This window comes from Paenibacillus sp. P36 (assembly GCF_045866505.1).
GTDB lineage: Bacteria > Bacillota > Bacilli > Paenibacillales > NBRC-103111 > Paenibacillus_E > Paenibacillus_E chondroitinus.
The window spans coordinates 884188-895994 of the sequence record NZ_AP038372.1; the positions used below are offsets into that span (position 1 = coordinate 884188).

General features: G+C 46.7%; 13 protein-coding genes. 4 read left to right on the plus strand and 9 right to left on the minus strand.

What is annotated here, in order from left to right; translation table 11 throughout:
• Positions 1-50: 50 nt before the first annotated feature.
• The 9 genes from ACKTT9_RS04110 to ACKTT9_RS04150 form a co-directional block, all read right to left on the minus strand.
• Complete coding sequence (locus tag ACKTT9_RS04110) at positions 51-611, minus strand: PIN domain-containing protein (RefSeq protein ID WP_407870574.1); 561 nt, start codon at positions 609-611, stop codon at positions 51-53.
• Positions 598-798, minus strand: a complete 201-nt coding sequence (locus ACKTT9_RS04115) for a hypothetical protein (protein WP_127457692.1) — start codon at positions 796-798, stop codon at positions 598-600. Before ACKTT9_RS04115 ends, ACKTT9_RS04110 begins: the two co-directional genes overlap by 14 nt.
• Positions 799-1081: 283 nt before the next feature.
• A complete protein-coding gene (locus ACKTT9_RS04120; protein ID WP_407870575.1) occupies positions 1082-1384 on the minus strand; it encodes a hypothetical protein in 303 nt (100 codons plus the stop codon).
• A 126-nt stretch (positions 1385-1510) separates the two neighbouring features.
• On the minus strand, positions 1511-2932 hold the full coding sequence (locus ACKTT9_RS04125) for a sulfatase-like hydrolase/transferase (protein WP_407870576.1): 1422 nt from the start codon (positions 2930-2932) through the stop codon (positions 1511-1513).
• Between the two features lie 23 nt (positions 2933-2955).
• Positions 2956-4494: an extracellular solute-binding protein gene (locus tag ACKTT9_RS04130; protein WP_407870577.1), complete on the minus strand. Its 1539-nt coding sequence runs from the start codon at positions 4492-4494 to the stop codon at positions 2956-2958.
• A gap of 44 nt (positions 4495-4538) precedes the next feature.
• Positions 4539-5405: a carbohydrate ABC transporter permease gene (locus ACKTT9_RS04135; RefSeq protein WP_407870578.1), complete on the minus strand. Its 867-nt coding sequence runs from the start codon at positions 5403-5405 to the stop codon at positions 4539-4541.
• Positions 5406-5416: 11 nt separating this feature from the next.
• Positions 5417-6367, minus strand: a complete 951-nt coding sequence (locus ACKTT9_RS04140) for an ABC transporter permease (protein ID WP_407870579.1) — start codon at positions 6365-6367, stop codon at positions 5417-5419.
• Between the two features lie 163 nt (positions 6368-6530).
• Positions 6531-8828, minus strand: coding sequence for a helix-turn-helix domain-containing protein (locus ACKTT9_RS04145; RefSeq protein ID WP_407870580.1), 2298 nt, complete (start codon positions 8826-8828; stop codon positions 6531-6533).
• A 206-nt stretch (positions 8829-9034) separates the two neighbouring features.
• A complete protein-coding gene (locus ACKTT9_RS04150) occupies positions 9035-9595 on the minus strand; it encodes a hypothetical protein (RefSeq protein ID WP_407870581.1) in 561 nt (186 codons plus the stop codon).
• A gap of 164 nt (positions 9596-9759) precedes the next feature.
• On the opposite strand from ACKTT9_RS04150, the gene ACKTT9_RS04155 reads away from it, so the two are divergent.
• The 4 genes from ACKTT9_RS04155 (at position 9760) to ACKTT9_RS04170 (ending at position 11772) form a co-directional block, all read left to right on the plus strand.
• Positions 9760-10056: a hypothetical protein gene (locus tag ACKTT9_RS04155; RefSeq protein ID WP_157323947.1), complete on the plus strand. Its 297-nt coding sequence runs from the start codon at positions 9760-9762 to the stop codon at positions 10054-10056.
• Positions 10050-10685 carry an HAD hydrolase-like protein gene (locus ACKTT9_RS04160; protein ID WP_157323945.1) on the plus strand — a complete coding sequence of 212 codons (636 nt, stop codon included), beginning with the start codon at positions 10050-10052 and terminating at the stop codon, positions 10683-10685. Before ACKTT9_RS04155 ends, ACKTT9_RS04160 begins: the two co-directional genes overlap by 7 nt.
• A 188-nt stretch (positions 10686-10873) precedes the next feature.
• Positions 10874-11344 (plus strand): signal peptidase II, encoded by a 471-nt coding sequence (gene lspA, locus ACKTT9_RS04165; protein ID WP_157323943.1) that lies wholly within the window; start codon positions 10874-10876, stop codon positions 11342-11344.
• A 98-nt stretch (positions 11345-11442) separates the two neighbouring features.
• Positions 11443-11772 (plus strand): hypothetical protein, encoded by a 330-nt coding sequence (locus ACKTT9_RS04170; RefSeq protein WP_407870582.1) that lies wholly within the window; start codon positions 11443-11445, stop codon positions 11770-11772.
• Positions 11773-11807: the final 35 nt, after the last annotated feature.

Sequence of the window (11807 nt, forward strand, 5' to 3'; positions counted from 1 at the left end):
TTTGAAGAAAAAATAGACCAAACTTTATTGTTTGGTCTACGTTTTTTTACTTATCTATAGCTCATATGTAATGGAGTTGTGTAATAAATTTTTTTTATATTTGGAAGAAAATTTTCTGCTTTTACCATATTATTTTTTAGAATGTTATCTAGAGTAAGGAAATTAGTCCCATAAAGATTTGCAAGGCTAACGTTGGCGGCATCCGCTGAACCCAGATGCTTCTTGAGTTTTATTTGGTGTAAAACGGAATCTTTATCACCTTCGAGTACTTTCAATATGCCCTCTTCGATAAAAATAGTTAGCATATTTTCAATAAACGCCTCTAGGTCATGGCGATCAGCATCAGAAAACATAATGCCGAAGCGTTCAGTGAAATTCTTAAGCGATCTGGTGGATAAATGCAACACTTCATTTACAACAAGCGGATTCGTATATAATAAAATGAGTTCGCCCTCAGGGAAAATATAATTGTCGAACAGTTCTTTGACCGTCTCATGCCATGGGTCATGGCTTGAGGCTAGAGCCAACAGAATCCCTGTATCAACTAAAATATCTTCCCCTTGATCGAACCCTTGAAATTCATGTGGATTATTAAAATCAACGATCACCATACTTTTCCCAATCCCTCACTTGATTCAAGTTTACGGGGGTTGTGGGAGCTTTGCCGATAAATTGCTTCATAATATCCTTTTGTCTTGTTGTTAGACCCAGGTTAGTTTTTGGAATTGGCTTTGCCTCTTTATGAGCAGCTTCAGTAAATGGCATGTCCTTACCCTCCTTGCCGCTACCTTCACTCATAGCCAAAACCTCCTAAAAGAAATTTAGGACTATTATATGCTAGAATGGTAGGAAATATACTTCTGCTTCTGAAGTACCTATTGTTCTAGTAATTATATCATTTGTTATGTAACACATTCAATATAGATGGAAATATTTTCATCTACTAGAAACTGATCGAGGGCCTTGGGCATTTGCCAGACTCGAAGAGACCGAACAAAAGGGAACGGACACAGAGGATTCCCTGTATCCATTCCCTTTTTAGGCGATAAGATGCTGCGCTCCACGCGTCCTCGGCATGTTTTCAGCACGCAGGTGGCTGCGCTTGAAGAGTGTTCCGGCTGCAATCTATATACATCGGGTAAACAACTTCTCTTTTTTGGACGGAAGATAAAGACAGTGGCAATGTCTCCTCATAGGCTCCGAAATCTGCAAGCCCTTCAAATACCTCAATGACTTTCGAGGACTTTTCACTGCTTTCATTTTCAAGTTGACTCTGATAGGAGAACCTCATCGCTTTGTCCTTTATGAGCACATCTACAAACATGCAGAACATGATACCTACAACGAACACACCCATTATAATGAATTCCAAATCTCTCATCATGGTTGTCCTCCTATGAATCATTTTTCATAGGTTAACGTACTTTGGATAAAATGTCGCTCGAATGTCGGTGTCGTATTCTAGCTTATTTTAACGACAAGGCTCAATTGCCCTCATTTGCCCTGTTCCTTACTCAAAATAGGCTTTTTTCCCTTTACCATGAACGCCGGCCAACCCAATTTGCCCGAATCCGGTTACACCTTCACGGGCGCCGTCAATCATGGGATCGACGTAGCGGGCAAACCAGGCTTCCAATTCGCCTCTCATCGCGACGCTCTGCTCTTGCGTCTCCGGCAGGTCGATCAGATTATGTCTTTCATCGGGATCCTCGGCCAAATGGTACAGCTCATGCGGACCATAAGGGTAGCGGTGCACATATTTCCAGTCGGTCGTCCGAATCATGCGCACAGGACCGTACTCGTCATAAATGACAACCTGCTCACGCATAGGAGCCGATTCGCCCACGAGGAGGGAGTGGAAGCTTGATCCAGGAAGTTTGATGGTGTTCGGTTGCTCACAGCCCACATAAGCAAGCAGCGTAGGCATGAAATCGTATCCGCTTACGAGATTATCGCAAACTTGCCCTTGGGGAATAAGGCCTGGCTGGCTAAAAATGGCCGGTACTTTGACAGAAGTATCGAACATGTTCTGCGGGAACGTCCCGTTTCCTTTTCCCCATATGCCGTGATGGCCGCAGTTGAAGCCGTTGTCGCCCATATAAATAATCAGGGTATCTTTGCGAATGTCCATGCTGTCCAGCTTATCTACGATCCGGCCAATATTCGTATCCATCGCGGTTACAGCAGCAAAGTAACCTTTTAAATTCTCCCGTTGGTCGTCCGACCATGGTGCTGTTTTGATCGACCATGGATGCTTGGGCTCCTGCGGACAAGTTTCGAATTTGCAGTTATCGTAAGAATCAACAATGTCCTGAGGATGATTATCGATCCATGGACTGTGAGGCGCCGTGTAGTGGACGCTTAAGTAAAACGGCTTGCTGCCGTCCTGCCGATCCAAGAAGGAGAGCGCATCGTCCGTGATGACGTCGGTCAGATAGCCAGGCTCATTCACCAGCTCGCCGTCGCGAATCATCGGGGCATCGTAATAATTGCTGCCGCCGCTTTGGTGCGCATACCAGTGCGTGAAGCCTTTTTGAGGTGTGATGCTGTCTCCCAAATGCCATTTGCCGCTTAGTCCGCAAACGTAACCGGCACCGGCCAACACATCCGTGTACGCCATCTGCCCCTGCAAATATTGAATAGCGGAGTTACCTACATTGCCATCCCGGATCCAATCGTGTACACCGTGCTGGGACGGAATGCGCCCAGTCATCAGCGAAGCACGTGCCGGCGAGCAGACTGGTGAGGTGCAGAAAAAGCTGGAGAACCTCATCCCTTGGTCTGCAAGGCGATCCAAATTAGGTGTGCGAATCTCGTGATTGCCTGCACATCCCATAGCCCACGCCCCGTGATCGTCCGATAAGATGACTATAATGTTAGGCTGCTCATTTCGGTTTGCATGCATCAATTCCTGCTTTTGATCGGTACTCATCGTCGTTCATTCGCCTCCATCACTTATTTTTTTTGTGCCAAATAAGCTTTATTGACAGCTTCCAGCACTTTGTCGCCGCCTTGTTCCCGCCACTTCTTGGACAGTTCGGCCAGCCCGCTGTCAATATCCTTCTTGCCCGTAATCATATCCAAATAATATTGATTGGCCAGTTCATTAATGACACTGCCTCGTTCAATTTCTTCCGGCGTTGTCGTGCTGACCAAATTCGGAACCATATATTTGGAGGCAATCTCTACGGATTGTTTAGCCCTGTCCGCTTGAGGTTCGTTTTGCGGCAAGTAGGTTTCCGTCAGCGGCCAAACAACACTACCCCAAGCAAGCGGATGAGACCATCCATTCGACGCGAAGTTATCTTTTGCACGCTCTTCTTCATTGTAAGTAATTTTATCGCCTTGTTTGGAATAATGGACGCCTTCGATCCCTAGCTCCAGTAAATCACGGCCTTCTTTGGAAAGCATGAACTCAATGAATTTAGCCGCTTTTTCTGGATTTTTCGCACTTTTCGTAATCGCCGTGAATAAGCCGCTCTTCGGAGCCTGCGCCAAACCCCGTTTCCCATCCGGACCAGCAGGCGGAGCCATGAACCCAAGCTTGCCGTTAGGATTCACTTTTTGCAAACTTGTTTCCAGTCGACTCACATGCCGGTAAAGAGCAGGGGCCATGAATCCGACTTTGCTTTGATAAAACTTCTGTTCGCGCTGCTGCGTGTCGTTGAGCAAAAATTCGGGATCGATCAGCTTCTCGCTCCACAATTTGTGAATATATTGAACGCCTTGCTTAAATGCGGGATGCTCAAAAATGGGAATGACTTTCCCGCCGTTATCTAGCGCCCAGTCGGAGTAAGGCAAACCATAGGCATAAAACACGAAGTTGAAGGAACTGTTAAACCCGGTACTTTTAACTCCCGTTAGGCCATAGGTGTCCGCTTTGCCGTTTTTGTCCGGATCTTGCGTAGCAATGGCTTTCATGGTTTGATAAAAGTCATCCAGCGTCTCAGGCGGTTTCAGCCCAAGCGTTTCCAGCCAGTCGGCTCGGTAGGCAAGCGCTTGATTGGAGCGATCGAGTTCGACAAATGGATAACCGTAATACTTTCCGTCATCAGCCGTTCCCTTGAAATTGGCTTCAATTTTCGCTTTCGCAGTCGGCATAACGGGGAAATAGTCGTTAAGCGGGATTAGCAACCCCTCACTAATCCATTGGCTCACGGAAGCCGAAGGATAGTTAATCGTTACGACATCCGGCATATCGCCCGAAGCCATGGCTACGCTGATTTTCTCATATCCGCCCTCTGGAACGGTTCTGACCTCAAGATCAATGCCTAGTCGCTTATTAATTTCAGCAATAATCCGGTCTCCGGGTTGAATCGACTTAGCGGCCGCATCGCCCGATGTCAGAAACACCAGCTTCGTGGGCTGCCCGTTTTTTGCGCTGCCCTCGGTCAGGTTCGCATTGTCCGTTTTATTGGAACAACCTGCCGTTGTTAATGCAAGTATTGAAGCTAATGCAAAACTGACCCATTTTGTCTGGAATCGCATTCTCATGTTCGTTCCTCCTCTTTTTCCTATACTTTAAATTACGATTCTTGCTACTCCTTAACGGCTCCAAGCGTAACCCCTTGCACGAAATAACGTTGAAAGAAGGGGTAGATAAGAATAACAGGAATGACGGATATCATAATCGTCGCCATTTTGACGGATGGACCGAGCAGGAAAGGGCTGTCCCCTCCCGATTGGAAAGCGGCCTCGTTATCAATCAGCATGGAGCGCAGGAAGAGCTGTAGAGGCCATATCTTTTTATCCGTAATGTACATGACTGCCGTGAAAAATTCGTTCCATCTGGATACTGAATAGAAGAGGGCGATCGTTGCCAGCGCCGGCATGGAAAGGGGGACGACCACCCTTAGCAAAATGCCGAAATCATTACATCCGTCCAACTTGGCGGACTCTTCCAAGCTCTCCGGTATGGAGCTGAAAAAGCTGCGCATAATGATCAGGTTATAGGTTGTAATGGCTGTCGGAACCATCATGGCCCATACGGTGTTCATCATGCCAAGCTGTTTAATGACCAAGTAAGTCGGAATAATACCACCGCTGAACATCATCGTAAAAATGATCAGGAACATGACCGTTCTGCCGCCGGGAAGCTGTTTTTTGGAGAGGGCATAGGCGGCCATTGTCGTTGCGATCATGCTGATGACTGTACCCAGGACGGTTATGAAAATGCTAATCCCGTAAGAAGTCCATAGTTGCTCCAGACTGAGCATGTATTGATAAGCCTCGAATGTCACGCTCTTTGGAATTAGATGCAAACTTGAAGTCAGGCTCTCTTGCATCGGTGTAATCGAGACAATCAGCGAATCCCAGAACGGATATACCGTCAGTAACGCCAATAGAGCAAGGAGCGCGTAATTGAGCGAGTCGAAGATTTTGCTTCCTAAGCTGCTGTTAGGCATAGCTGTCCCTCCTAATACACACCCTGCTCGCCGAGCGCTCTGGACAACCAGTTGGCGACGATAAGCAGCGTGAAGTTGATAGCGGATTTGAACAGGCCGACTGCGGCAGCCAGGCTGTAGCGCCCTTCGGTGAGCCCGATTCGGTAAACGTAAGTGTCGATGATATCGGCTACGCGATAGACGCCAGGATGATACAAAACGAATATTTGCTCAAATCCTGCCTCCATTAAGCTGCCGATCCGCAGGATGAACAAGATGATAATCGTACTGCGGATGCCCGGCAGCGTAATGTGCCAGATTCGCCGCCACCGATTCGCTCCGTCCATCACGGCGGCTTCATACAGCTGCGGATTTAGACCCGCCAAGGCAGCCATGTAAATGATCGTATTCCAGCCGAACTCCTTCCAAATCATCGAACCTACCAATGTACTGCGAAAAATATTCTCATCGGTTAAGAATCCGATCGGTTCCCCGGATAACGATCGGACGGCATTGTTAACGGCGCCCTGATCTGTAGAAAGTAAGCTGATCAAGAGTCCGCCCATAATGACCCAAGAAATGAAGTGAGGCAAATAGATGATGGTTTGAATCGTCCGCTTGAACATGATTTTACGGGCTTCATTTAATAGAATAGCGACGATAAGCGGCAGCGGAAACCCAAAGACAAGTCTGTACAAGCTAATTACAATCGTATTCCAGAAGACTTGCCAAAACTTTTCCAACTCGAATAAATACGTGAAGTGCTGGAATCCGACCCATGGGCTGCCCATAATGCCTTTGGTGATGCTGAACTGCTTGAAAGCAATAAGCGCTCCGTACATCGGTACGTAATGAAACACCGTATAATAGATAAGCGCAGGTACCAACATGGCATACAAATAACGGTTGGCTAGAAAACGTTTCCAAAAAGTCGGTTTACGAAGCTGCCGTTTGCGTGCAATTGTCGTTATTGGCACTGACATAGCTTTCTTCCCCCTCTCTTCTCATGCATTTGTGTCTGCACTTTCATCATAAAAAGGAGGGGGAGGTCGGGCAAGAATCAATACCGTTGAATGGATTCAATTTTCGTTTTTGATGAAGTATCAGATTTTCATTTTAGTATCAATTGTTGCCTTTTATCTCATTTTACCCCTTAATCCGCTGCACGGATCGCTGATTCCGATATTCGGATGGCGTTAAACCGCAGTATTTTTTAAAGGTACGAATCAAATTTTGCTTCTGCCCGAATCCGGTTGCTTCTGCAATTTCGTTTATTGTTAAATACGTTTGTTCAAGCAAACGGCAAGCTTCGTTGTAACGCGTTTCGGTCAAGTAATCGAGGAAATTTTTCCCGGTCACTTCTTTGAACAATTTGGACACGTACTGGCTGTTCATCAACGCCATATCCGCGAGCGTCTGCAAGCTGATCGGCTCCCGGTAATTGTGCTTGGTATACTCGACCAGCTTCTCGACGACGTCTTGATGCTTGACTTCGCGTTTTCCTTCCAACCTTCCAGCGATATCGCGTATCACGAGATCAAGGTCGACGCGAACTTGCTCCAAGCTGTTCTTTTTGCTAAATGCCAAAATCAAGTCCGGACTGCCGTCTTCTTCATCTCCACAAAGCTCGATACGAACAGTCATGAGCGCATGAAGAAGCTGCGTCAACATAATGTCCTTGTAGGGGAAGCCCACGAGCTCATCGCTCGCAAGCCGCTCGATCAGCTCGTCCTTGAGCTGCAGCGCCTTATCCGTGTTCCACGTTTTGAGCTCATGAATCAGCTTGTCCACGAGCTGCCTGCAGGCGGTGAAGCGACTGCGGTCCACATGGTTGGTCTGATAGTCTGAAATGCTAAGAATGCTGCCTTTGCCGGCAATCCGCTCGTACAGCAAAGCATCCAAAGCCTCGTTATACGATAGGGAGATCTCGCTTAACTTTTCATACTTCCCGCCGATGCCTACGGTAACTGCCGTTCCATGCAGCTCGTCAGCCACTCGGTTCCGCAACCGAATCGCCAGCTCCTTGGCATGATGGTAGGCGGATTGAGGGCCTCCCCAATGACCGGCGTTCATAATCAGCACATCACGGCTGTGGAACTGGCTGACGTACAACCCTTTCCCACAAGCTGCGATGAGCTCTTCACTGATGGCGCGCACCTGAAAATGCAGTAAATTTAGCGCCTGCTCCTCAGGCCCTGCCGGAATATCGGCATCCACATGGATGCGAAGCACAAGCACAATGAAATGAGTGTGATCTAAATCGAGCTCATAGTACTGCATTTGGCGCATCAACTCGTCGTCATTCGTCTTGCCCGACAGCAGGCTGAGTACAACGTGATCCCGAATGACGAGTTCTTGACCGCGAAATTTTTCTTTAAATGCTTCTTTTTCGACATAAAGCCGGTTGACTGAATCGCCGATATAGCTGAACTCATCTCGGTCGTGCATTTTGGAGAAGGGCTTGTCCAGCAGCGTTGAAATCATGTGAACCGTTCTTCTTACAGGCTTGTAATATCGGATGGATACGATAATCATCATCAGCATCCCCAGCGAGAAAGCGATATAGGAAATCAGGAGTGTCACGCGGATGACTTCGTGGGATCTCTTAAATACTTCGGCTGACGGATTCAGAGTCAAATAAATCCAGCCGTTGGCATCCGAGGTCAGAAAGGAAACAAGGGTATCCTGCCCATTGATCTTCTCCGTGAACGACCCTTCTTTCTCGCGCTGAATCCGCTGGATGTCCGCTTGATTAAACCGGCTAAGCAGCATGCTTTTATCCTTATACGAGAGCACTTCACCCTCCTGGTTCAAAATGGCTACATTCCCGAGCTTGCGGTTATTCGAATTAACGACGGCGCTGTACAGCACATCCTCTTTCAAATTCATAAGGATCGCGCCTTTCTTCTGGATGCCCCAGATGGGGACGGAGAAAAGGAACGTCATGACGTTCACGGAATGATCGCCTTCCTCCAGATGTACAGCTTGCCAATCGTAAATATGTTTGCTTTCCATAAATTGCTGCACCCCTTGCTTGTATGAAAACTGCTGCAAGTCGGTGATGCCGGAGGAGGAGATCAACTTTTGATTTTGGGCGCTGTACAAATAGATGGAGTCCAGGTACGTGGAGGAATTAATCCGTTCGGTGAGGAGATCTTCGGTGTTTTTCAGAAATCGGTACTCCTCCTCCAAATCCCATGAAAGCCATACTGTTTTCTGCAGATCGGAGTGCAAGGCAAGCGAAGCCGCTGATTGCTTTACTTCTCCAAGTGCCTGCTCGACCATTTTCTTCGATTGCCCGAGCAATTCCTGATTATGGAGGAGCACTTCTTCTCTCAGCATCGAATCTGTATATCGGTATACGAGCGTACCGACCAAGAGCGTAATCAACACGACGGCAATGGTTAAATGCAGCAAAAGACGTATAAAGATAGTACGTTTCATAGTTTCCCCCTAGAACGCCGGAAATCCGACCCTTTATATGTAAGCGCTTTATAAAAAAGTAACTCGAAATGACTCAACCAATAAGAAGCAGTATATCTATGAAGGATACCACAAAATTCATCGGTATAGATGTTTAGCGGCATTAAAAATAAGAAAACCCTCAGGAAATCTGAGTAATTTCAGACCTTGAGGGTTGTTATGTCTTCTTATTTGACAGTATGGGCGGAGCTTTCACTGTTAGAAGTATTGGAAAGCGTTGCGTCTGGATCCAATTTGGTCTCTTCCCGCAGCAGATAGCCGAAAAACAGAATGTAGTAGGAGACAATAATGAAGAATACGCCGGCTGTGACGGGATCTTTTGTAAATTGTGTCGGATCAGCGGGATTCAGGCTGGATGGGTTCGGAGAAAGCGCGATGAAAGCCACGCGATAAATAATCCGGCCAAGAAATAGCACCAGAACAGCAATCTCAATCCATAGATGAGTGCGGTAATACCAGCCGTCGGCCCGGTGCTCGAAGCGGGTGTGGCGAATGGCGGTAAGCCCTAATCCCACGCCGGCAGCAAGTCCGATCAAATAGCCGATGAAATGGATCGGATGAACGAAGCCCAGCAGGAAAATGGCGATTCCGAGGATGCTGAACAGCGTGAGACGAAATTTGAGCCGGCCCTTGGCAAGCTTTTGAAAACCAATGGTGCGTTTGGTTCGGCGATAAATGAAAAAACAGATCAAAACAGCAGGGATGGCGTAGTGCATCCAATCTTGCATGGGTGTTCCTCCAATCGATTTTGTAACATTTCCTCATTGTAGCAAATTTAGGCAGCTTGTCATGAGAAATCTTATTCCGTTTACAAAAAACTGTCATACACTTAATAGTAGTGCTATAAACTTACTATTACACACAAAATGCGCCGCAAGGAGTTGACATGCATATGGCTCTAATCACTCACGTTAATGTATGTAATGCAGATGATGAAATTTACTGCTGTCTAAGGAATAAAATTGTTAAGCTAGATGCCAATCAACAGAAACACTTCTGTCAGGGATGTAAAATGTTTGCTGGAAATGCAGACGACTATGGGCGTGGGGTATCCTGTGTGTGGGAAGATCTTCGCATCGTCAGCAATCCGCATATCGCAAAAGATCCGCTTGAAGAGTTCGCGAATAATCAAATCAAAGAAGTGCCGACTGAGGGGCCGGCCCTGTTTCTATATACAACCGAATGGTAAAACATATCCTATTTGATTTTGATGGGACACTTGTCGATTCCAGGGCTTTGCTTGTTAAGTTGTACAATGAAATAGCGGGACAGCATCAGTTTCGCAAGATTCGCGAACAGGATCTTGCGCTTCTCCGGACACTTTCGATTGCGGAGCGGGTTGATCGGTTGGGCGTGCCGGCCCTGCAGATACCTAAGCTTATCGTCGCCGGAAGACAGATGTATCAAGAGAACATTCGCACGCTTCACGTGGTGCCGGGCATGAAGGAGATTATAGCGAGGTTATCCTCTCATGGGCTGAAAAGCTCCATTCTCTCCTCCAATTCGGAGGCAAACATTCGTACGTTTCTGAAAAATAACAAGATGGAAGGCTCCTTTAAGGAAGTGATTTCGGCTAAACTTCTTTTTGGCAAGCACCATGCCATACGCAAAGTCATGAAGCAGTGGGGCACAACGCCTGGGCGAATGATTTATGTTGGAGACGAATTAAGGGATATCGAGGCTTGTAAAAAGTTGGGTGTGCCGATCGTCGCCGTTACATGGGGGTATGACGCCCCGCGACTGCTGCTTCGAGGCCAACCGGATTATTTGGTAAACACCCCCGGGGAACTGTTGAGAACACTTTTGACATTAGCATGATGGAGAGCATGAAGATTACATGTAGAATGCTCCGTGTGTAGCTGCCTAAGCGTGACTGAGGCGGCTATTTGCGTTGCTAATGGAAGACCATGGGACAGAAGGGAGACTGGGGTCGTAAGATTCGCAGTAGAGGCCATTCATCATGTAAAATGGTGAGGAGGTTGTATTTTCAAAATAGGGGGAGTGTTATGCTATTTTATATCGTCTTTTTTGTCGTAACGGCTATTGATCAGATTTCAAAGGTTTGGATTCGTACGATGCTGAAAGTGGGAGAATCCATGCCATTCTATAAGGACATTATTTCATTTACGCATTATCAAAATACGGGAGCGGCAGGCAGTTCGCTGCAGGGTTGGGCGCGTTATCTTGGTATTTTTGCTGTCATTATTGTCATAGCGATCTTCTACTACAGGAAGAAAGGACGTCTTCAAGGCGTTCTGCTGCAATGCGGAGCAGCGTTGTTTGCAGGCGGAGCGATAGGCAATGCGATTGAACGTTTGCTGTTCGGAAAAGTGACGGATTTCATCGTCTTCCGTTCGGGGAACGGTATCATGAATGTGGCGGACTTAGCCATTAATTTGGGCGTCGTATGTTTTGCGTTGGATATGTTTTTCTCACTCCGGCGAAAAGGTTTCCGCAAAGAAAAAACTGCGTCATAAGTTAGGTCTAATATACTATAATATATAGATCAAAAGAACTATTTGTGGTATCCTATTCTACGACAGTGTGGATTGATGTTAGACTGGGAGATGGTCGTATGAGTCTGGAGAGACAAGCTTTGATCGATGATTTTTTTGTGATGATCCGTAAATTGAACAAAACGGGCGCTGACATTATACATGTGCGGGATTTCTTCTGGAAATCTTCCGAAATGCGCGGCTTTATTCCTCCGACAGTTGAATTTATGACAGTGCTCAAAACATATAATGCTGTTTTATTTCATGAATTCCGCAAATCACTTGTCCCTAATACAAGTATGCATATATTGGCGAATGTACACATGGAAGCAGGAGAGGCACTGATTAGTCTAGGCATTACGAGCTTAGAGGAACTGCAGTTGGCGGTAAAAGGAAAAATATTGAGTTAGTCTTCAGAAAAAAACAGCCAGCAGCAAAAAAACCA

Excerpts from the sequence above, each read along its gene's own strand:
- ACKTT9_RS04110 (WP_407870574.1), bottom strand. The coding sequence starts at position 611 with ATGGTGATCGTTGATTTTAATAATCCACATGAATTTCAAGGGTTCGAT.
- ACKTT9_RS04115 (WP_127457692.1), bottom strand. The coding sequence starts at position 798 with ATGAGTGAAGGTAGCGGCAAGGAGGGTAAGGACATGCCATTTACTGAA.
- ACKTT9_RS04120 (WP_407870575.1), bottom strand. The coding sequence starts at position 1,384 with ATGATGAGAGATTTGGAATTCATTATAATGGGTGTGTTCGTTGTAGGT.
- ACKTT9_RS04125 (WP_407870576.1), bottom strand. The coding sequence starts at position 2,932 with ATGAGTACCGATCAAAAGCAGGAATTGATGCATGCAAACCGAAATGAG.
- ACKTT9_RS04130 (WP_407870577.1), bottom strand. The coding sequence starts at position 4,494 with ATGAGAATGCGATTCCAGACAAAATGGGTCAGTTTTGCATTAGCTTCA.
- ACKTT9_RS04135 (WP_407870578.1), bottom strand. The coding sequence starts at position 5,405 with ATGCCTAACAGCAGCTTAGGAAGCAAAATCTTCGACTCGCTCAATTAC.
- ACKTT9_RS04140 (WP_407870579.1), bottom strand. The coding sequence starts at position 6,367 with ATGTCAGTGCCAATAACGACAATTGCACGCAAACGGCAGCTTCGTAAA.
- ACKTT9_RS04145 (WP_407870580.1), bottom strand. The coding sequence starts at position 8,828 with ATGAAACGTACTATCTTTATACGTCTTTTGCTGCATTTAACCATTGCC.
- ACKTT9_RS04150 (WP_407870581.1), bottom strand. The coding sequence starts at position 9,595 with ATGCAAGATTGGATGCACTACGCCATCCCTGCTGTTTTGATCTGTTTT.
- ACKTT9_RS04155 (WP_157323947.1), top strand. The coding sequence starts at position 9,760 with ATGGCTCTAATCACTCACGTTAATGTATGTAATGCAGATGATGAAATT.
- ACKTT9_RS04160 (WP_157323945.1), top strand. The coding sequence starts at position 10,050 with ATGGTAAAACATATCCTATTTGATTTTGATGGGACACTTGTCGATTCC.
- lspA (WP_157323943.1), top strand. The coding sequence starts at position 10,874 with ATGCTATTTTATATCGTCTTTTTTGTCGTAACGGCTATTGATCAGATT.
- ACKTT9_RS04170 (WP_407870582.1), top strand. The coding sequence starts at position 11,443 with ATGAGTCTGGAGAGACAAGCTTTGATCGATGATTTTTTTGTGATGATC.